Annotated in this window: 19 protein-coding genes; 3 read left to right on the forward strand and 16 right to left on the reverse strand. The window is 58.9% G+C overall.

The features are described 5' to 3' along the window. Positions 1-219 precede the first annotated feature (219 nt). The 3 genes from NI20_RS0102515 to NI20_RS0102525 all read left to right on the forward strand — a co-directional run bounded on the left by NI20_RS0102515 (position 220) and on the right by NI20_RS0102525 (position 3,057). The gene (locus NI20_RS0102515; RefSeq protein WP_033119868.1) at positions 220-1,008 is read left to right on the forward strand and encodes a TIGR04255 family protein; all 789 of its coding nucleotides are present in this window, start codon (positions 220-222) and stop codon (positions 1,006-1,008) included. 19 nt (positions 1,009-1,027) lie between these two features. Then, positions 1,028-1,552 (forward strand): hypothetical protein, encoded by a 525-nt coding sequence (locus NI20_RS0102520; protein ID WP_033119869.1) that lies wholly within the window; start codon positions 1,028-1,030, stop codon positions 1,550-1,552. Positions 1,553-1,842: 290 nt separating this feature from the next. Further along, the gene (locus NI20_RS0102525) at positions 1,843-3,057 is read left to right on the forward strand and encodes an ABC transporter ATP-binding protein (RefSeq protein WP_033119870.1); all 1,215 of its coding nucleotides are present in this window, start codon (positions 1,843-1,845) and stop codon (positions 3,055-3,057) included. A gap of 612 nt (positions 3,058-3,669) precedes the next feature. Here the strand turns inward: NI20_RS0102525 and proS are convergent. The 16 genes from proS to NI20_RS0102605 form a co-directional block, all read right to left on the reverse strand. Beyond that, positions 3,670-5,109 carry a proline--tRNA ligase gene (gene proS, locus NI20_RS0102530; protein WP_033119871.1) on the reverse strand — a complete coding sequence of 480 codons (1,440 nt, stop codon included), beginning with the start codon at positions 5,107-5,109 and terminating at the stop codon, positions 3,670-3,672. A gap of 131 nt (positions 5,110-5,240) precedes the next feature. After that, positions 5,241-7,097, reverse strand: a complete 1,857-nt coding sequence (locus tag NI20_RS0102535; RefSeq protein ID WP_052084374.1) for a sensor histidine kinase KdpD — start codon at positions 7,095-7,097, stop codon at positions 5,241-5,243. Continuing rightward, positions 7,094-7,792 carry a response regulator transcription factor gene (locus tag NI20_RS0102540; protein WP_033119872.1) on the reverse strand — a complete coding sequence of 233 codons (699 nt, stop codon included), beginning with the start codon at positions 7,790-7,792 and terminating at the stop codon, positions 7,094-7,096. The genes NI20_RS0102535 and NI20_RS0102540 overlap by 4 nt, the downstream gene beginning before the upstream one ends. Positions 7,793-7,923: 131 nt before the next feature. Further along, the gene (locus NI20_RS0102545) at positions 7,924-8,103 is read right to left on the reverse strand and encodes a hypothetical protein (RefSeq protein WP_033119873.1); all 180 of its coding nucleotides are present in this window, start codon (positions 8,101-8,103) and stop codon (positions 7,924-7,926) included. An 11-nt stretch (positions 8,104-8,114) separates the two neighbouring features. Continuing rightward, positions 8,115-9,209, reverse strand: a complete 1,095-nt coding sequence (locus NI20_RS0102550) for a DNA repair exonuclease (protein ID WP_033119874.1) — start codon at positions 9,207-9,209, stop codon at positions 8,115-8,117. 13 nt (positions 9,210-9,222) lie between these two features. Further along, the gene (locus NI20_RS0102555; RefSeq protein WP_033119875.1) at positions 9,223-9,714 is read right to left on the reverse strand and encodes a YbaK/EbsC family protein; all 492 of its coding nucleotides are present in this window, start codon (positions 9,712-9,714) and stop codon (positions 9,223-9,225) included. A 30-nt stretch (positions 9,715-9,744) separates the two neighbouring features. After that, positions 9,745-10,524: a TIGR00282 family metallophosphoesterase gene (locus NI20_RS0102560; protein WP_033119876.1), complete on the reverse strand. Its 780-nt coding sequence runs from the start codon at positions 10,522-10,524 to the stop codon at positions 9,745-9,747. Positions 10,525-10,622: 98 nt separating this feature from the next. Next, positions 10,623-12,176, reverse strand: coding sequence for a ribonuclease Y (gene rny / locus NI20_RS0102565; RefSeq protein WP_033119877.1), 1,554 nt, complete (start codon positions 12,174-12,176; stop codon positions 10,623-10,625). 177 nt (positions 12,177-12,353) lie between these two features. Next, the gene (locus tag NI20_RS0102570; protein WP_033119878.1) at positions 12,354-13,097 is read right to left on the reverse strand and encodes an N-acetylmuramoyl-L-alanine amidase; all 744 of its coding nucleotides are present in this window, start codon (positions 13,095-13,097) and stop codon (positions 12,354-12,356) included. Between the two features lie 105 nt (positions 13,098-13,202). Continuing rightward, positions 13,203-15,362 (reverse strand): TRAP transporter permease, encoded by a 2,160-nt coding sequence (locus NI20_RS0102575; protein WP_052084375.1) that lies wholly within the window; start codon positions 15,360-15,362, stop codon positions 13,203-13,205. Between the two features lie 42 nt (positions 15,363-15,404). After that, complete coding sequence (locus tag NI20_RS13985; protein ID WP_052084376.1) at positions 15,405-15,848, reverse strand: DUF1850 domain-containing protein; 444 nt, start codon at positions 15,846-15,848, stop codon at positions 15,405-15,407. A gap of 93 nt (positions 15,849-15,941) precedes the next feature. Next, complete coding sequence (locus tag NI20_RS0102585) at positions 15,942-16,931, reverse strand: TAXI family TRAP transporter solute-binding subunit (RefSeq protein ID WP_052084377.1); 990 nt, start codon at positions 16,929-16,931, stop codon at positions 15,942-15,944. Between the two features lie 350 nt (positions 16,932-17,281). Continuing rightward, positions 17,282-19,093 (reverse strand): threonine--tRNA ligase, encoded by a 1,812-nt coding sequence (thrS, locus tag NI20_RS0102590; RefSeq protein ID WP_242842901.1) that lies wholly within the window; start codon positions 19,091-19,093, stop codon positions 17,282-17,284. A 343-nt stretch (positions 19,094-19,436) separates the two neighbouring features. Further along, positions 19,437-19,868, reverse strand: coding sequence for a hypothetical protein (locus tag NI20_RS0102595; protein ID WP_033119880.1), 432 nt, complete (start codon positions 19,866-19,868; stop codon positions 19,437-19,439). After that, positions 19,858-20,253, reverse strand: coding sequence for a winged helix-turn-helix domain-containing protein (locus NI20_RS0102600; protein ID WP_052084378.1), 396 nt, complete (start codon positions 20,251-20,253; stop codon positions 19,858-19,860). The genes NI20_RS0102595 and NI20_RS0102600 overlap by 11 nt, the downstream gene beginning before the upstream one ends. Before the next feature lie 99 nt (positions 20,254-20,352). Further along, positions 20,353-20,907, reverse strand: coding sequence for a hypothetical protein (locus NI20_RS0102605; RefSeq protein ID WP_033119881.1), 555 nt, complete (start codon positions 20,905-20,907; stop codon positions 20,353-20,355). Between the last annotated feature and the right edge of the window lie 188 nt (positions 20,908-21,095).

A 21,095-nucleotide genomic window follows, 5' to 3' on the forward strand; every position in this document is an offset into this window, starting at 1 on the left:
TCTCCTTTTCCTACAATTGTTTTTGGTTTCACCTGTTTGAAAGAGTTTTGCTGTTTGGGTATCGCAAGGGTAGTTTGACTCATAAAAAATCGGATATGCAGTTTTTCTGCTGGTAAGTTTTATCAGCGCTTCTTCGCGCACGAACGCTGATTTGACAATCGCTTTTCTTTCCTCTATAATTTATAATCAAAATTGCAACATGACGGAGGTATTTACGTTATGATCTCTTCCGATAACCGCCGCTACGCCTACGGCAAATCTCAGCTCATCGAAGTCATCTGCCAGCTGCGCTTCCCCACCATTCTCTCGATCGACACGCGCGAGCCCGCCGACTTTCAGGAGACCGTGCGCGCGGCGTTCCCGCGCTACCAGTGCCAGGTGGAAAAGCTGCCCGGCGTGAACGGCGCGCCCGCGCGGACGGTCAATAACCACACGTTCATTTCCGAGGACGGCGGCTACAAGCTGAGCCTCACGAAGGACTTTATCGCCCTTTCTACCATGCGCTACACGCACTGGGAGGACTTTGCCGCCCGTCTCGACGAGCCGCTCGGCCAGTTTATCAAGATTTACCGTCCCAACTGCTTTGACCGCGTGGGGCTTCGCTTTGTGAACGCCATTTCGCGCGAGCAGCTTGGCCTCACGGGCCGCCGCTGGAACGATCTGCTCCAGCCGCCGTACCTCGGCATTCTCGACGAGGACGACGTGGACGAGGCAAGCGTCGCCAAGTGCTCGGTCGACGTCGAGCGCAAGCTCGATGCGCTCGCGGCGCTCAAGCTGCACGCGGGCCCAGGCTTTGTCCAGCGCAACATCCGCAGCGGCAATCAGGTTCAGCAGGTACAAGAAAAGGAAGTGCGCTTCATCTTCGATCAGGATGTGTACTCCACCGGCAAAGTGAAGGTCGCCGCCGTGGCGGAAACGCTCAACGCCCTGCACGCACACTCCGACAGCGTCTTTTCCGACGCGATCACCACCGTGCTCCACGACGCGATGGAGCCGGAATATCTGTAAAAGCGATGTGAAGTAAATTTTGGCAAAGAAAACACATGAACTGGCGCTGTGCGGCGTACTGTGCGCGCTCGCGGTCGCCTTCCTCTGGCTCAGCGGCGTCATTCCGCTCTCGACCTACGCCTGGCCGATCCTCGCATCGACTACGCTTTTGCCCGCGCGCGAGGAATGCCGCAAAAGCTACGCATGGAGCTGCTTTGCCGCGGCGGCGGTCTTGGGACTTCTTCTCTGCGCGGATAAGGAAGCGGCCCTCGTTTTTTGCTTTCTCGGCTATTATCCCCTCGTGAAGCCGAATCTTGACGCGATCTCGCCCAAAGCGCTGCGGCTTCTGGCGAAGCTCGGTCTCTGCGCCGTGAGCATGGGCGTCATGTACGCGCTCATCATCTTTGTCTTTAAGCTCCCCGCCGTGGTGCAGGAGTTTTCCGAGAGCGCAGCGTGGCTGCTGTGGGCGACGGCGGCGATGGGGCTGCTGCTCTTTTTCGTCTACGATCTGCTCATCGACCGGCTGGCGGTCGTCTATCGCCGCCGCCGTGGTAAAAAGGCATAAATTTCGGCACTTTTTGTTATTCATCTTACCAAAATACAGCATGAAAGCGCGGTTTTCCGTTGTGGAAAGCCGCGCTTTGCCGTATACTGAATTTGGGCAATTTTGCTCACTTCCATTCCCTCCCGCCTGCGCTACTCCACCTTTTACGTACCGCTCGCGGGAAATACAAAAGGAGGAACGTTTTCCGCCGAACCGGCGGTGCGGCAGTGTGGAGACCTGCCGTAAAGCGGCGCGCTCAGGCGGCTGCGAGGTCCTGCATCGCGGAGGCGGCAGGACTGCGGTTCACGATTATGGCAGAGGTCATTCTGAAAAATGTCCGAAAGGTCTACCCCAACACCGAAAGCAAGAAGAAAAAGAAGAAAGACGAGGCCGTCGAAAAGAAGAACAATCTGGAGATCACCGACGAAGGCGTTGTCGCCGTGCAGAACTTCAATATCGACGTGGCCGACAAGGAGTTCATCGTGCTCGTCGGCCCGAGCGGCTGCGGCAAGTCGACCACGCTGCGCATGATCGCCGGTCTCGAGGAGATCAGCGGCGGCGAGCTCTTCATCGACGGCAAGCAGATGAACGACGTCGCGCCCAAGGACCGCGACATCGCGATGGTCTTCCAGAACTATGCGCTCTATCCGCACATGACCGTCTATGAAAACATCGCCTTCCCGCTCAAGCTCAAGAAGATCGCGGAGACGGACGCGGACGGCAAGACGCATCTCAAGAAAATGCCCAACGACGAGATCGACCGCCGCGTGCGCGAGGCGGCCGAAGTCCTCGACATCACTCAGTTCCTCGACCGCAAGCCCAAGGCGCTCTCCGGCGGCCAGCGCCAGCGCGTGGCCATCGGCCGCGCCATCGTCAGAAGCCCCAAGGTTCTGCTGATGGACGAGCCGCTCTCGAACCTCGACGCGAAGCTGCGCAACCAGATGCGCGCGGAGATCATCAAGCTGCGCGAGAAGATCGACACCACCTTCATTTACGTCACGCACGATCAGGTCGAAGCCATGACCCTCGGCGACCGCATCGTCATCATGCGCGACGGCTACATCCAGCAGATCGGCACGCCGCAGGAGGTCTTCAACCATCCGGCGAACCTGTTCGTCGCGGGCTTCATCGGCTCGCCGCAGATGAATTTCTTTGAAAACTGCCAGCTCACGAAGACTGCCGGCGGCTATACGCTCACCGTCATGGGCGAGACTATCACGCTCACCGCGGAGCAGAGCGCAAAGCTCGCCGCCGCAGGCGTCGAGAGCCGCAGTGTCACCGCGGGCGTGCGCCCCGTGCATATCTCGCTCGGCGAGAGCGGCATCCCTGCTGAGGTCGACGTCAGCGAGCTGATGGGAAGCGAGCTGCATCTGCACCTTGCCGCGAATGGGCAGGATGTTGTGGCAGTCATTCCCACCGCGAATATTGATCCGATGGCGTATGCGCGGCATACGGCGGTGAAGTTTGGGTTTGATGCCAAACTGGTGCATTTGTTTGATGCTGATTCTGAAAAGAATCTCATTTGATTTTTGGAAAATTTCCCTTTTAAGGGAAGAATATTGCAGCCCAAGGGCTGCGTGAATAAAGGGGGCCATTCTCTCACGTGAGAGAATGGCCCCCTTTGACCCCCAAGAGAACGCAAGGGGCGCTGCCCCTTGACCCCGACATTGCTGGTCTGGAGCTTGAAGAGCTGCACGCGCTGCGCAATCAGGTGCGGTGTACATGGCTTCGCCATGAATCCCTACGTTTCGACACATCCAGCAACCGCGCCTTACTATCGTGAGGCGCGTGTGACGTTACGTCGGCGGCAGACTGCCTGCGGAATGCGGCATTGCTGCGCTCGCCGCATTGATTAGCACTCCGGTAGGCGGAAATTAGTCTGCACTCCTACAAGATGAGCAGAGCGGCAGCGGATAGTAGGAGCAGGTCAAATCGTATAGCAATGCTAACGCGGCAAAGCCGCGCGCAGGCAGCTGCATTCCGGAGGCACAAAGATTGTTCAAGCTCCAAACTGCCAATCTAAACCTTTCTCTTGGGGGATCTAAAGGGGGCCATTCTCTTTTGTGAAAGAGAATGGCCCCCTTTGCCGTTCCCCTGCGACGCGCAGGGAACTATATCATTCGATGGAAAGCTGATACTTAATAGGCAACGCCCCAATAAATATCAGTAGTGCACTCTTTGCCGCAGCAGACGCACTTGCCGGTGGTGCCGCTCTGCTTGAGGGGCATGCAGCGGGAGGAAACGCCCGCCTGTTCCTTCATCTTGAGCTCACACTCGAGGTTGCCGCACCACTTGGTGCGAGCGAAGCCGCCGCGGCCGGAGGCCATCGCCTTAACCTCGTCGATGGTTTTAAGATCAAACGTGTTGTCTTCCAGATTCTTTTCCGCCACGGCGTACATGTTGTCATGGATGGCGTCAAGCAGCGCCTTGATCTCGTCAACGATCCCCTCGATCTTGGCCGTGACCTTTTCGCCGTTGTCGCGGCGGACGAGGCAGCAGTTGCCCTCGGCCAGGTCGCGGGGACCGAGCTCGAGGCGGATGGGCACGCCGCGCATCTCGTACTCAGCGCACTTCCAGCCCATAGACTGGTCGCTGTCGTCCAGCTTGACGCGGACGTCGGCGGCGATGAGGTCCGCCATCACGCTCTTGGCGGTCTCGAGCACCTCGGGATTCTTATGCGCGGCGATGGGCACGATGACGACCTGCGTGGGCGCGATGCGCGGGGGCAGGACAAGGCCGTTGTTGTCGCCGTGGGTCATGATGACCGCGCCGATCATGCGCGTGGTGGAGCCCCAGGACGTCTGGAACGGGTACTGGAGCTTGTTGTCGCGGCCGGTGAAGGTCACGTCATAGGCGCGGGAGAACTTATCGCCAAAGTAGTGGCTCGTCGCACCCTGAAGCGCCTTGCGGTCCTTCATCATGCACTCGACGGTATAGGTCGCCTCGGCGCCCGCGAACTTCTCCTTCTCGGTCTTGCGGCCGGGGACGACGGGGATGGCGAGCACGTGGCGGAAGAAGTCGGCGTAGCAGTTGAGCTGCTGCATCGTCTCGGCCTGCGCCTCCTCGGCGGTCTCGTGGATGGTGTGGCCCTCCTGCCACCAGAACTCGCGCGAACGCAGGAACGGGCGGGTGGTCTTCTCCCAGCGGATGACGGAGCACCACTGGTTGTAGAGCATCGGCAGCTGGCGGTAGGTCTGCAATACGCGGGACCAGTGGTCGCAGAACATCGTCTCGGACGTGGGGCGGAAGGCAAGGCGCTCTTCGAGCTTCTCGCTGCCGCCCATCGTGACCCACGCGACCTCGGGCGCGAAGCCGTTGACGAGCTCGCTCTCTTTCTTGAGCAGGCTCTCAGGGATCAGAACGGGCATCGCCACGTTCTCGTGTCCGGTCTTTTTAAACTCCGCGTCCATCAAACGCTGCATATTCTCCCAGATGGCGAAGCCATAGGGGCGCAGGATAGTAAAGCCCTTGACGCTGGCATACTCAACAAGCTCCGCCTTGCGGCAGATGTCGGTATACCATTGGGCGAAATCGTCTTCCAGATTCGTGATCTGTTCTACCTTTTTATCTTTTGCCATGTTTATGTTCTCCCTCAGTTTCAGGATAGAGTTCTGAACTGTTATTGTATTGTTTTTGCGCCGAATTGTCAAGCACAGGCGCGGAAAAGGTGCGGAGCGGCAACGCCTTTCCGCACCTTTCTGTATTTTTCTCACACCACCGTCGGGAAACGGAGGATGGCCTTGAAGAGGTCGCCATCGATGGCGAGTGACATCTTCCCACCCTGCAGCTCCGTCAAGCTCTGCGCGATGGAGAGGCCGAGGCCGTTTCCCTCGGTCGAGCGCGAGCTGTCGCCGCGCACAAAGCGCTCCATCAATTCCTCGGCGGGAATGTTCAGCGCCGCGCGCGAGGTGTTCTTGAAGGTCACGACCGCGTCGCCGCCGGTCTTTTCAAGCGTCAGATAAACGCGCGTGCCATTCTGCGCGTATTTGCAGATGTTCGAGAGCAGATTGTCGATCACGCGCCACATCAGCGCGCCGTCCACATTGCAGAAGAGCTCCTTGTCCGGCATCACGCTCACGAGCGTCAGCTCCGCCGCGCTCAGCTTGTCGCCGTACTCGCCCTCGACCTGCGATAGAAGCTCGTTCATGCTGCACCGCACGGCGTTCACGGGCAGGTTACCCGTCGTGGCCTTGCTGGCCTCGACCAAGTCCTCCGTGAGCTTTTTGAGCTTGAACGCCTGCCGCTTGAGGACGGCGAGGTATTCTTCCTCCTGCTCGGGAGTGTGCTCATGCTGCAAAAGATCAACGTAGTTGATGATGCTCGTGAGCGGCGTCTTGATGTCGTGCGAAACGTTTGTGATAAGTTCCGTTTTGAGCCGCTCGCTCTTGAGCTGCTTGTCGATGGCCGCAGCCATGCCGTCGCCGATGGAATTCAAGTTCTCGGCGTGGCGCTTAACGTCCCAATACATCCACTTTGTGTCCACCTGCGCGTCAAGATTGCCGGCGGCGAGGGCTTCGCCCTCCTTCTGGAGCTTTCGCAGCTGCGCGGAAAAAAGGCACGCCGCAACGGAGAGAAGAAAAAGAAGCGTCACGAGCTTAAAGTATCCGTCGTAATAGCCTGCATCCGCCAGGATCACGGTCGCTGCACTGACAAGAACGCAGAGCGCGGCCGTGCGCCAGATCATCGGAATGGCGTGCAGAAGATTCGCCACGCCGCGGCCGAAGGCGCAGAGCACGCCCCAGCACCACTTGACGATCTTCCAGCACAGGCATAACACCTTATAGATGAGCGTTCCCTTCCACAGTCCGCCCACCTTGACGCGCGCACAGAATGTCACCCACGCGGCAAAGACGAGCACCGCCAGCGCAAAGCTCATCGCCAGCAGCAGCACATCGTAGGGCGGGGTGTAAAAGCTCACATAGGAGTAGACCTCCTCCACTGCCACACACAGCAGCGCAATGATCGTGCCGTCAACGAGAAGATAGAGGTCGAAGGGGATTCTTTCCTGCCAGCCGCCCTGCAGCTCGCCGTCCTCGTGCCGCGCCGCCGTGCGGGCGAGGAAGATGAGCAGGAACAGCTCCATCGCGCCAAAGAGGATGAGCATCTCCAGGGCGTTCTGCCCCCAGTTTTCTGCCTTGTCATAAAATACCTTTGCCCAGTAGATATCATCCTGCGCGGGAAGGCCCTTCACAAGGTAGACATCAAAGGTCTTGTCAACATAAACGGTGCTGTAGCAGAAGGTATCACCGTCGCTGACGTTGCTGAACTCCACCTTGTCCTGCTCGTCCGTCACACGGAAGCGAATGTTGCTGTAGCTGTCTCCCTTGGAGTAGATCTTGTCGAAATCATAGTTTCCGCCTTCCATGGCGATATAGTCGTCGCAGATCTCCCACGTCTTTTTGCCGACCGCATTCAGGCAGAGGTCGCTCGTGTAAAAGTCCCGACCCATACCGCCGTAGGAGTAGACAAGCCCCACAGCATAGGTGAGGATGACCGGCACGAGCGCCGCCGCCAGCAAAAAAGCGACCGTCTTTGTCCAGAAATTGCGTATCCACGCAGCCTTCATTTCTTGTCCTCCATTTTATACCCCAGCCCCCACACGACCTTCAGGTAGCGCGGCTCGGAGGGGTTGATCTCTAATTTTTGCCGCAGGTGGCGGATGTGCACGCTCACCGACGTCTCCGCCCCCAGCGAATCCTCCTTCCACACCAGCTCATAGATCTGCGCGGAGGAGTAGATGCGCCCGGGGTTCTTCATCAAAAGGCGCAGGATGTTGAATTCGATGGGCGTGAGGGCGACCTCGTCGCCGTCCACGCTGACGCTCTTTTTCTCCTCGTCGAGCACGATGGGGCCGACGGTGTAGACGTTCGGCTTCTCCTCTTCCTTTTTTGCGCCCAGCTGCGTGTAGCGCCGCAGCTGAGAGCGCACGCGCGCCAGCACCTCCACGGGGTCAAAGGGCTTTGTGATGTAGTCATCCGCGCCGATGTTCAGGCCCAGAACCTTGTCGCTGCTCTCGCTCTTGGCCGTGAGCAGGATGATGGGCACGTTGCTCTTTTCGCGCAGCTTCGCCGTCGCGGCGATGCCGTCGAGCTGGGGCATCATGATGTCCATCAGGATCAGATGGATGTCGTTCTTCTCCACGACCTCCAGCGCCTCGCGCCCGTTGCTCGCCTCAAACAGGCAGTAGTCCCCGCCGGAGAGATAGATCTTGAGCGCGTTGACAATGTCCTGTTCGTCGTCACAAATCAGAATGTTGTACATTTTCTCACCTCATGTTGGTCATTGTATCAGCCGTTTTCAAACAAAAACAGCGATTGTTTCTTAATTCTTACTTAATATCCTCTCAAAAAAGGCCGAAAGGGGCTTCCTTTCGGCCTTTCTCGGTTGTTTTCTTATCTTTTTCGGTCAATTTTGCGATAAAGGCGGAGCGCTCTCTCCGCCGCGACGCCCGCGGCGTGCGTAAGGCTGCGCGCGTTGTAATGAAGCTCTGCAAAGCAGAACGCGGACTTCCCCGCCGCCGCGAGGCACAGAGACTTTTCTTCTTTTTTCCGCCGGCTGTACCAGATCGACATAGTTCTCCTCCTCACAAATCACACCCGTCGAGCGCAGCAAGGCCGAAGCGCGCGGCGAGGCTGATCTTCGCGCGCTCGTCGTCCGAGGATGCAACATCGAATTTCGTGCGCAGCTCACGCAGGAACAGGCCGCGCAGCGAATCCTCCTGCGCTCGCGCCCAGACGTCCTCGCCAATGCGCGTCTCATCGCGCAGCTCCAAGTGGAAGAAGTCGGGCGCAAACTGCTCTTCGATCGACTTGAGATCAAGCCCGCGCTCATCCGTCTCTCCGGTGAAAATAATGCGGTAAATATCGCGCACAGTCGCATCCGGCAGGGCCGCGCGCAGCGCGTCCTCTGCCGATCTTCCCGTCACATCGACGTTCAGGACCTCATACCGTCTGCGCGCGAACGGCACAAACGAAAGTTCGGCCTTCCCGCGCTCCACCGTGCCCGTAAGGATGCCCTTTTCGCCCAGCTCGTCGAAACCGCGGCCCTCCGGGCAGCCGGAGTAGGCGTAGGTCGTCTGCCCTTCGCGCAGGAAACCGCCGAACTGGTGTGTGTGGCCGAGCGCAAGATAGTCGATCCCGCTCTCCTTGATCTGCTCTTTCGTGAGGGGATCGTAGCGCGATTCCGTGGCGGAGATATCACCGTGCAGCACCATCAGATGGATGAAATCGTCCTCCGGTGCGCGGAAGCCCGCAAGCAGGCTCTCATCCTGCACCGGCGCGGTAAACGCCGCTCCGTACACGGCGCACTGAAGCTCCGGAAGCTCCACGCGCTCGACCGTCTTCGACGTGAAGACGTGCACGTTCTCCGGCCAGGAAAGCGTCGCGTAGGGTGACTTCGCGCTGTACGGGTCGTGGTTGCCGGGGGCGATGAACACCCGCGCCTGCATTGCGCCCAGCGCCTCAGAGAGCGCTTCCAGCGTCTCGCGATAGGTCGTGTCGCTGTCGAACAGGTCGCCCGCGAGCAGCACGAGATCGACGCCGTTCTGATTCACGTAATTGCAAAGCCGCGTCAGCAGCTCGCGGCTCTCGCGGCGGCGCTGGCGCGCCTGCTCGGCGCTCAGCGCGCCGAACGCGCTGTCCAAATGGAAGTCCGCCGCGTGGACGATCTTCACGCTCATGTGTTCTCTCCTCTCATGCCTGCGGGGCGGGCGCTTTCTCCTTGCACACGTCGACCCAGGCGACAAAGTTTGAGGAATACTTCTCAAGCTCGTCGCAGGTCATCTCGATGGCGCTGTTCGCGCTGCCCGCCGCGGGGAAAACCGTGTCGAAGCGTTTGAGCGATACATCGAGATAGGTCTTCACATTCTCCGGCAGAGCAAACGAGCACACGCCGCCCGGCGCGTGGCCGGTGAATGCGCAGGCCTCGTCAAAGGTCAGCATCTTTGCTTTCACGTGGAAATACGCCTTGTACTTGGCGTTGTCGATCTTCCTGTCCCCCGCCGTCACGATGATGATGGGCGCATCGTCCGCGAGCTTGAAGCTCATGGACTTCGCGATGCGCGCGCCCTCCACGCCGACGGCGACGGCGGCCAGCTCGACCGTCGCGCTCGACACGTCGAACTCGCGGATGCGGTCGGCGATGCCGAAGTGTTCAAAATAGGCTCTCACTTTTTCGATGGACATTTGCGTTGTTCCCTTCTATCTCGCGCTTTCTCAGCGCACATCGACGCGCTCGACGCCCACGCAGAGCCCCGTCGCGTCATCCAATGTAAAAATCGCTCCCTGCATCTTGCCGGCGCTCTTCTCCGGCTCGCGGTAGCGGCCCGGGAGACCGCCGAGAAACGTCTCGACCGACTGCTCGGGCTTGATACCGAGCACGCTGCGCACCGCCCCCGTCATGCCGAGGTCCGTGAGGTAGCCCGTCCCCTTGGGGAAGACCTCTTCGTCCGCCGTCGGCACGTGGGTGTGCGTGCCCCAGATGGCGCTGACGCGGCCATCGAGGTAATAGGCCATGGCGAGCTTTTCGCTCGTCGCCTCGGCGTGGAAGTCAAGCAGCGTGAACGTCGGCTTTTCGCCGCTTTTGAGCAGTTCGTCCGCCGTTTTGAACGGATTGTCCGCATGGAACGCGAGGTCGCAGCGGCCGATGAGGTTCATCACCGCGATGCGGGCGCGCCCGCAGTCGAAAACGCCGTAGCCCCTTCCCGGCACGCGCGCGCCGAGATTGTGCGGCCGCAGAATATACGGGCAGTCGTCGAGGTAGTCGGTGATCTGCATCTTGCCGACTGTGTGGTTGCCAAGCGTGATGACGTCCGCTCCCGCAGAGAAGATGCGCTCGGCGTCGTTCGGCATCAGGCCGACCATCGCGGCATTCTCGCCGTTGACCACGGTGAAGTGGATGTTCTTGAGTTTTTTCACGGCGCGCAGATGGTGCTCGAGGCAGCTGACGCCGCAGCCGCCCACCACATCGCCGATGGCCAGAATATTGTAGAGCATGGCGTTCCTCCGCTTTGCGTTTTCCCCAGTATAGCAAGGCGCGGGACAAAACGCAAGAAAGGCATGAAAAAAGGCCCCGCAAAAGCGGAGCCTTTTTCTTATTTCGCGTATTCGATGGCGGTCGTCTCGCGCAGGACGTGCACCTTGATCTGGCCGGGATATTCCATCTCTTCCTCGATCTTTTTGGCAAGCTCGCGCGCCAGAATGACCATCTGGTCCTCGCTGACCTGGTCGGGCTTGACCATCACGCGCACCTCGCGGCCGGCCTGAATGGCATAGGCCTTGTCGACGCCGGGATAGCTGCCGGTGATCTCCTCAAGCTGCTCGAGGCGCTTGATGTAGTTCTCCAGATTCTCGCGGCGGGCACCGGGACGGGCGGCAGAGATCGCATCCGCCGCCTGCACGAGGCAGGCAACGATGGTCTGCGGCTCCACGTCGTTGTGGTGCGCCTGCACGGCATGGATGATGTCGTCCTTTTCGTGGTACTTGCGCAAAAATTCGACGCCGAGGGCGACGTGCGTACCCTCCATCTCGTGGTCGACGGCCTTGCCGATATCGTGCAGCAGGCCTGCGCGCTTGGCGGCGTAAACATCCGCGCCCAGCTCGGCGGCCATCATGCCCGCAAGGTGCGAGACCTCGATAGAGTGCTGCAGAACGTTCTGGCCGTAGCTCGTGCGGTAGTGCAGGCGGCCGAGCATCTTCACAAGCTCGGGATGCAGACCGCGGATGCCGGTCTCCAGCACGGCGCGCTCGCCCTCGGACTTGATGATGGCGTCCACCTCACGGCGGGCCTTGTTGACCATCTCTTCAATGTGCGTGGGATGGATGCGGCCGTCGGCGATGAGCTTTTCGAGCGCCAGGCGCGCGACTTCGCGGCGCACGGGCTCGAAGCACGAGACGGTGATCGCCTCGGGCGTGTCGTCGATGATGAGGTCGACGCCCGTGAGCGTTTCGATCGTGCGGATGTTGCGGCCTTCGCGGCCGATGATGCGGCCTTTCATCTCGTCATTGGGCAGGGGCACCACACTGACGGTGATCTCGGCAACATGGTCGGCAGCGCAGCGCTGGATGGCAGAGGCGACGATCTCGCGGGCGCGGGAATCGGCCTCGTCCTTGGCGCGCTGCTCCAGCTCCTTGATCTTGAGCGCGGTCTCGTGCGTCACTTCGCTCTCGACCTGCTCGATCAGGTACTTCTTGGCGTCTTCGGCAGTAAAACCGGAAATACGTTCGAGCATTTCGGTCTGGCTGCGCTTGATGATCTTGATTTCTTCGTTTTCCTTGTCCAGAGCGGCATGCTTCTGGTTGAGAGCCTCCTCGCGCTTTTCCAGCGCGTCGGTCTTGCGGTCGAGGTTCTCCTCCTTCTGCTGGAGCCGGCGCTCCTGCTTCTGCTGCTCGGCGCGGCGTTCCTTGACTTCCTTCTCGTATTCGTTTCTGGAGCGCAGGATATCTTCCTTTGCCTCCAACATGACTTCGCGTTTCTTGTTTTCAGCGCTCTTGATCGCTTCGTTGACAATACGAAGAGCCTCTTCATCGGCGTTGGAGATCTTCTCCTCGGCGCGCTTAGCGGCTCTCTTGCGAATCCAAATACCAAGAAGAATGCCAATGACGAGCGTCCCCACCGCGATAAGCGCAGCGTAGAGATAGCTGATCATGCGATTCCTCCTGTGTGCTTTTTTTGATCGATGCGATTGATCTATCGTTGGGTTTTTGAATCATAAACGGGAGATTCCCCTTCTCTCCCCTCCATAAATCCAAAAAACATTGTAAACTTTTTATGACCAGCTGTCAAGGAAAAGTCGCGTTCGGAAAATATCGGAAACGGGCGAAGATCACACCGCGATGTAGGCCTGCGCCGCGTAGCCGAGCTGCTCGTCGTAGCCCACGGAGTACCAGCCCTGATAGCTCCCGTAGACCTGCACGCTTTCGCCGTTCGGGATGCTGCCGACTGTTTCCCCGTCGATGCCCGGGTAGCTTCGCAGGCGCAGGGCTGAGCCCTCCGTCGTGACGACGCCGGTGCGCACGAGCTGCGGGTAAATGAACGGCAGGCCGAAATACTCCGTCAGTCCCCGCGCGATGGCCTGCGCCGCGGCGTCGAGGTTATTTTCGATCCAGCGCGCATCGTCGTAATTGTCGTGATAGCCGAGCTCGATGAGATTCGCAGGGTATCTGGGCCGCCGCACCTCGCCGAGCGTTGTGGTCGCCTGCGTCGTCACCTTTGCAGGCAGCGGGTAGACCATGCGCAGCTGCGCGGCGAAGAGCTCGGCAGCACGCTTTCCGTCGCTGCTCGTGGGATAGTAAAAGACGATGATGCCGCGGTTCTTCCCCGCCTGCTCCTCCCCCGAGGCGTTGGAGTGCAGGGCAAGGTAAAAGTCAAAGCCGCCGAGGCTGTTCGCCTGCGCGATGGACGAGGCCGCGGTCATCTCCGGCGTGTTGCGCACAAAGGAGATGGTGTTTGCGTAAAGGTACGGCTCGAGCGTGTCGGCCAGCAGATTCATCCAGTATTCCTCGCTGCCACTGCCGTCGACATACGGGTTCCAATCCTGCGTGGAGGGACTCAAATAAATTCTGGGCATGTGCAAAACCTCCCGTCGTTTCCAGCCTATGCTTGAAAAGCGGCGCACATGCAAAAAAAAGAGACCGCCGAAGCGGTCTCTTTTTCATTAGCAGGATGCTTTGCGTTACACGGACGCAGCCGCCTTGTCCTTCTTGTTCTCGATACGCTGGAGAACGAGGACGACGACCAGCACCGCAAGACCCGCAAGGTCAGTGACCGTGCCGGGGATGACCATCAGCAGGCCGCCGATGACCAGTGCGACGCGGCTGATCGCCTTCATGTCGCGGATCAGGTAGCCCATCTGGCCGGAGGCGATAGACGCCATACCGAGGGTCGCGGAGATGACGATGGAGGCAACGCTCAGGAAGTTGACGTCGCTGCCGACAAAGATCAGGGCGTTATTGTAAGCAAAGATGTAGGGGATGATGAACGCCGCGATTGCGAGACGGGTCGCGTTCCAGGCGGTCTTCATCGGGGTAGCCTTGGCGATGGCGGAACCGGCGTAGGCAGCCAGCGCAACGGGCGGGGTGATGTCTGCGACGATACCGAAGTAGAAGCAGAACATGTGGGCAGCCATCAGGTTGAGACCCATGCCGGAGGCAAGGATCGGCGCGCAGGTGGTGGCCATGATAATGTAGTTCGCGGTGGTGGGAACGCCCATGCCGAGCACGATGCAGCAGAGCATCGTCAGCACGAGAGCGATGATCAGGTGACCGTTGGACAGACCGACGATCGCGCCGATGAGCACCTGGCCGAGGCCGGTCATGGTGACGACGCCGGCGATGATACCAGCCATACCGCAGGCGATACCGACGCTCAGGCAGTTCTTGCCGCCGTTTTCAAACGCGTCGATGATGGTGGGCAGGCTCTTGACGTTGGGCTTGCTGATGGCGTAGTTGATAACCAGCAGCGCGAAGGCGATGGCAAGGCAGAGCGTGCTGCCGTTCTCGCCCATGAAGGTGCCCGGCTCGAAGCTGCGGCTCATGAGGGTCATGAACAGAAGCGGGATCAGGGGGATGGCCATGACGAGCTTCTTCTTGCCCTCTTCACGGCTGATCATGGCGACGACCACGCAGTAAAGGGTCGCGTACACGGCGGCGGTGGCCATCGTGAAGCCGATCATGATCATGTAGACCAGAACGACCAGCGGGAGGATGAGGTAGATCTGCGGGAGCAGGATCTTCCACTTGGGGAGCTCTTCGCGGGGCAGGCCCTTGAGGCCGAGCTTCTTGGCCTTGAAGTGCACGCCGAGGAAGATGCCGAGGAAGTACAGGAATGCGGGCAGGATCGCACGCACGATGATATCAGCATAGGGAACGCCGACCATTTCCGCCATCAGGAACGCCGCAGCGCCCATGATCGGGGGCATGATCTGACCGCCAGTGGAAGACGCAGCCTCGACCGCGCCGGCAAACTCCGGGGGATAACCGGTCTTCTTCATCATCGGGATGGTGACGGAACCGGTGGTCACGGTGTTACCGACGGAGGAACCGGAGACCATGCCGCAGAGGGCAGAGGAAACGACCGCGACCTTTGCAGGACCGCCGGAAGCCCAGCCGACCAGCGCGTTCGCGCAGTCGATGAAGAAGTTTGCAACACCCGTGGCCTCAAGGAAGGCACCGAAGATGACGAACAGCGCGATGTAGGTCGAGCAGACGCCGATCGGGGTGCCGAGGATACCGGTCGTGGTGTAGAAGAGGTTATACATAACGGTCTTTAAGTCCTTGCCCGCACCTAAGAAGGCGTAGAGCACGAACACCGTCGCTACGCAGATGATCGGCATACCGACCACGCGGCGGCAGCACTCGACGAGGATCAAAGTGCCGATGATTGCAAATACGATCAGAAGGGGGATGGAAATGCTGCCGATCTGCACGACAAAGGCCTTCTGGATTCGCGTACCGGCAGATACGATTTTTTCAAGATTTAAGGGGTAGAAGAAGAAGCAGAACGCGCCGACTGCCGCCATGACGATATCGTACCAAGGCATGTAGTTGACCTTCTGAGAGCCCTTCTTGATGGGGTAGTAGATAAACACGAGAATGATGACCAGGCCGAGGAAGAGCGGACGGCGCGCACGCTCGTCCATCTTGATCCACATGTTCATCACGATCAGGAAAATGCCGAACAGTGCCGTAAGGACACGCAGAATCTTGCGGGGAGTCCCCTCCCAGACGCGCGTGTTCGACTCACGGTCGTACTTTTTCATGATCGCATCGACGTCTTCCATGGTGCCGACGTCGTTGTCGACTGCAACATTGTTGAGCTTTTCGTTTTCAGCCATGATGCAATTTCCTCCTAATTCTATTTGAGAGCATCCGTGCGCTCAGACGAGCCAGAATTCGTAATTAAAACGCACAGGCGCGTTTTTTCCACACAAATCACGCAGACTGACATCCTCGCCGTTTACATTGAGTACATGGTCAGAGACCGTACCGACAATGTAGCCGACGTTTGTCCTGTCCTGATGGATGTTTCGGATGACCATTGCCCAGCCCTTGTAATCGGGGCGGTCCACATAGACCTTGTCAAGCGTTTCACCGGGGTTGAGCTCCGTCTGCACGCCTGCGCCAAAGGAGCAATAGGTCGTCTCCTCCACATAGATCGTTTTGTTTTCGATCTCGTAGGTATCGGTCAGGGGGTATTTGTTCACGGAATGGATAAAGGTCACGGAAAAGCGGTCTCCCTCGCCCATTTTGTACCGGGCGTAGACCTCGCCGGTGTCGCGGTTGCGCAGGGTCAGATAGTAGCCGGAGCGAGGAAGAAGCACGGCGGCCGCTGCAATAATCGTTATTATTGCAGCGGCCGCAATTATGTATTTCCGCAGATGAGAATTCACGTCAATACACGGTAGCGATCCTGCTTACAGGACGCCGATTTCCTTGTAGTACTTCTCAGCACCGGGATGCATGGTGACGGTCGCACCGGCGGAGGCAGCCTCGGGATCGAGGAAGCCGAACTTGGCGTGGCCTTCGGTCAGAGCGTCCTTGTTGTCGAACATGGCCTTGACGAACTCATAAACGACATCCTCGCTCAGCTCTTCGGAGGCAACGAGAGTAGCCTGGATAGCGACGCAGGTAACGTCGGCATCCTGACCGGTGTAGGTGCCGGCAGCCAGATCGTCACGGATCAGGAACGGATATGCCTCCTGGATGGCGGTGAGCTCATCGTCGCTCAGGGAGACGAGGTTGAGGGTGTTGGTGGTGGCATAGTCGACGATAGCGGTCGTGGGAGCACCGGCGACAGTGAAGGCGGCGTCGATCTTGCCGTCCTTGAGCTGGTCAACGCCATCCTGGAAGGAGCCGTTCACCGCAGTGACATCGTCCTTGGTAAGACCCGCAGCGCTGAGGACCTGCCAGGCGTTGATCTCGGTACCGGAACCAACGTCACCGACGCAGATGGTCTTGCCCTTGAGGTCGGACACGGTGTTGATGCCGGGCTTGGCAAGGATCTGAACGGTCTCGTTGTAGATACCGGCGACCCAAAGAGCGTTGGTCTCGGGAGCGCCGTCGAAGGAGTTGGTGCCCTCGTGTGCGTAGTTGATAACGTCGGACTGCAGAATGGCCATCTGAGCCTCGCCGTCGGTGATCATGTTGACGTTCGCGACGGAAGCGCCGGTGGACTCAACATTGAGGGTGGAAAGGGTCAGCTTGGAGTCGAGGACGGTCTTGAGAACGCCGCCGACAGCATAGTAGGTACCGGAGGTACCGCCGGTCGCCAGAGTGATCGCGACGGGGGAATCGGAGCTGGTGTCGCCGTCGTTGTTCTGGCTGTCGTCCGTCTTCTCACCGCCGCAGGCGACCAGCGCGAAGACCATCGCGAGAGAGAGGATCAGAGCTAAAAACTTTTTCATACGCAATCTCCTTTTTGATTCTTCCGGCATTCACCGCTTCACCGGCACATGCTCCGCCGCGTGGGGGCGCTTCGGAGCACCTACGTTGGAGAAGCGTTGAATTCCGAAATTTACTTGCCTCTTTCAGGCAATCTCATTATAACCGAATGACAGGTCTATTGCAAGACGTTTTTACTTTTTTGGATATTTCGCCAAATTATCGTTGAATTGCGTCATCATTCGACCGATTATTTCGTTAAACATTTATCAGGTTTTCAAATTTTTCTTTAGGTATAAAAAATCAGGGCGGCAAAGCGCCGCCCTGATTCTATGAAAGGCTCAAATGCTAATTATGCAAAATCGGTATGCTATTATTTCTTTTCCTTGTTGTCCACGACCTGCTTGAGAAGCGCGGAGAACTCGTCCATGCTCATCGCGCCGAGGTCGCCGTCCGCGCGGTGGCGCGGGGAAACGGTGCCGTTCTCCATGTCGCGGTCGCCGACGACCACCATGTAGGGGACCTTCTCCATCTGCGCGTCGCGGATCTTGCGGCCGATCTTCTCGTTGCGGTAGTCGACCTCGACGCGGAAGCCCATATTCTCGAGCCTTTTCGCCTGCTCGGCGCAGTAGTCGGCGGCGCGGTCGGTAACGGGCAGGAAGCGCACCTGCTCGGGCGCCATCCACGTCGGCAGCGCGCCGGCGTACTCCTCGATGAGGTAGGCGAGCGTGCGCTCGTAGCAGCCAAGAGACGTGCGGTGGATGATGTACGGCAGCTTCTTCTCGCCGTTTTCGTCGATGTAGTACATGCCGAAGCGCTCGGCGAGCAACATGTCGATCTGGATGGTGACGAGGGTGTCTTCCTTGCCGTAGACGTTCTTATACTGGATGTCGAGCTTCGGGCCGTAGAATGCGGCCTCGTCGATGCCGACGGTGTAGTCGACGTCGAGGTCCTTGAGGATGCGCTCCATCACGCTCTGGGCGTGATCCCACTGCTCCTTCGTGCCCTCGTACTTGTTGTTCGGGTTCGCGGGATCCCACTGGGAGAAGCGGAACGTGCACTTGTCAAGAAGGCCGACGGTGCCGAGGCAGTACTTGGCAAGGTCGAGGCAGCCCTTGAACTCCTCTTCGAGCTGGTCGGGGCGCAGGACGAGGTGGCCTTCGGAAATGGTGAACTGACGCACGCGGATGAGGCCGTGCATCTCGCCGGAATCCTCGTTGCGGAACAGCGTCGAGGTCTCGCCCAGGCGCATCGGCAGGTCGCGGTAGGAGCGCTGGCGGTTCAGGTAGACCTGATACTGGAACGGGCAGGTCATCGGGCGCAGGGCGAAGCACTCCTTCGTCTCGTCATACGGGTCGCCGAGGATGAACATGCCGTCGAGATAGTGATCCCAGTGGCCGGAGATCTTGTAAAGGTCGCGCTTGGCCATGAGCGGGGTCTTGGTGAGAAGATAGCCGCGCTTCTGCTCGGTATCCTCGACCCAGCGCTGGAGCACCTGCACGACGCGCGCGCCCTTAGGTAGCAGCACCGGAAGGCCCTGACCGATGCAGTCGACGGTGGTGAAATATTCGAGCTCGCGGCCGAGCTTGTTGTGGTCGCGCTTGACGGCCTCCTCGCGCTCTTTGAGGTAGGCGTCCAGCTCTTCCTTCTTCGGGAAAGCGACGCCGTAGATGCGCTGGAGCACCTCGCGGTTCGAGTCGCCGCGCCAGTAGGCGGCGTTGCAGGCGGTCAGCTTGATGCCGTTGCCCTTGATGCGGCCGGTGGAGTCGAGGTGCGGACCGGCGCAGAGGTCGGTGAACTCGCCCTGCTTGTAGAAGCTGATGACGGCGTCCTCGGGCAGGTCGTTGATGAGCTCGACCTTGAACGGCTCTTCCTTTTCTTCCATAAACTTGATGGCCTCGGCGCGCGGGAGCTCAAAGCGCTCGAGCTTGAGCTTTTCCTTGCAGATCTTGCGCATTTCGGCTTCGATCTCAGCCAAATTCTCCGGCGTGAAGGAGAACGGGGCGAGCATATCGTAGTAGAAACCGTTGTCGATGCTCGGGCCGATGGCGAGCTTCACCTCGGGCCAGAGGCGCTTGACGGCCTGCGCCAGCACATGGGAGCAGGTGTGCCAATAGGTCTTGCGGTACTCGGGATTTTCAAACGAGAACTGGTTCTCTTCGCTGATCTTGACTTCTTCAGACATGTTATTTACCTCCATTTTCATTTGAGGGTGCAAAAAAGCTCCACCCCCGATGTCTATCAGGGGTGAAGCATCGAAATACTCCACGGTTCCACCCTGCTTGCGCGTTGCGCGCCGCTTGTGTCCGCTGTAACGGGCGATCCCGTCCCGCTTGTTTCGCGGGCGGCTCAAGGGTGGTACTGCCGGTCTCTTCCGCAGGATGCTCGCAGCAAATGCATCCCTCTCTTGGCGGCGAACTCCGGTTTCTTCCCTATCCAAGCCATTTTGATGATGGGAGTGTACACCCGCCGCGCCCGTTTGTCAAGCAAAAAGTGTGCACAGTGTGCGCACTTTTACAATAAATTCATCAAAACTCCGGCGGGCGGTTTTTGGGCGACTTGCCGTCGTCCTCGTCTCTGCCGAGAATACCCGAAAAGAGTTTTTTGCGCTTTGCACGCCTTTCCTCCTCTTTTTGCTTCTGCTCCGCCTTGTAACGCTCGATCGACTCCAGTTCTTCAATGCGCTCGCGCGCAACAGCGCGCAGCATATCCGGATTGGCATCGTAAACGATCGCACGCAACTCGTCCATCGTCATTTCCTCGCAGGCATCCCGAAAGCGCTTTTCGCGCACGTCCTCCGGCTCAAAGAATGCCATGCGGCCGCACCACGAGCAGATGTACATATCCACCTCGACATGATCGGTCCAGAGATTCGAACCGAGGCTCGAGCCGTTCATCTCGAGCGTCTGCTTCCCCTGAGGCTTCATTTCGTGTCCGCAGACGCAAAGCTTACCGAGCATATCGTTCCTCCTTTTTATGCACTTCCTGCTTGGGAATGTCATCGTAAAAGGCAAAGGTCTCTTCAAAGAGCTTCTCGCCGTAGGCGCGCAGCTTCTCGCAGTATTCATCGTAGGCGGTGAGCATCTGCCGCGCCTCGTCCGTCAGTACCGCGCCGCCGCCGTGCTTGCCGCCCGCCGTGGAGGTCAAAAGATGGAAGCCCAGCCCGTCCTCGGCATTGCGGACGACCGTCCACGCCTTGGAATAGGCCATGGACATCGACAGCGCCGCCGCGCGCAGCGAATGCAGCTCGTCTACGCGCTTCAAAAGCTGGGACACGCCGGGGCCAAAGCATTTCTGGTCGGAAAACACACGGGCGGAGAGAACAACGCGGAGCTCACGTTCCATAGGGCGGCACTTCCTTTCTGTTGTATTTCATTATATCCAGGTGAATGCGGTTCGTCAATACGGCAAAAGCTAAGCGGGAGCATGCCGCTCCCGCTTTCTTCACTTTAAGGTGTTGTAGTGCGTATTTTCGCCGTCGAACAAAAAGCCGTCCGTGTCGTGCACGCGGCCGTTCGACAGCATCTGCCGGTAACGCACATCGTTCGAGATTCCATTGATATTTGTGCCTGTCAAACTGCGTCCGTTGCTGCGCAGCTGCGCGTTTGCGCTCTTTTCCGTCTCGGGGTTCAGATAGGTCTTACCGTAGAGGTTGCCGTTTTCGTGCGTGATGGTCTTGTCGCTGCCAAAATAGCGGCTGCGGTCGCTGGCGCTCGCGGCGGCATTGCGGCGGTCGACGCTGCGCGTCGTATTCTCTCCGTCGCCGTCCATGTCGTCGCCCATCATGCCGTCGCCGGTCACGCTGTCGTCTTTTTTGTTTTTGCCGCTCATGTCGTCGCCCGGCATGTTATCCTTTTTTTTGCCGCTGTCCGCCGCGCCGTTGTCGGTCGTACCGGTCGACGGGCCGTTGGCGGTGTTGCTGTCCTTCTTCTCCCCGCAGCCCGCGAGCGAGAAGAGCAGCAGCGCCGTCACAAAAAGCATGGCAAGGGTCTGCTTCATTGCTGCATTTCTCCTTACGTTCATCTCCCGCGATACCCAAGCAATAGTATGCGCACGAAGCAGCAAGAAACCAGACGTAAATTTTGTCAAAACGCATGTCACCGACACTAACTCGGCAAAAAGCCTCGCAGAGTTTCGCGCCCATAGGCGCGAAATAATTTTAATCGTAATTTCCAACGACATGTGCG

Origin of the sequence: Oscillibacter sp. ER4 (assembly GCF_000765235.1) — a bacterium.
Taxonomy (GTDB): Bacteria; Bacillota; Clostridia; order Oscillospirales; family Oscillospiraceae; genus Hominicoprocola; species Hominicoprocola fusiformis.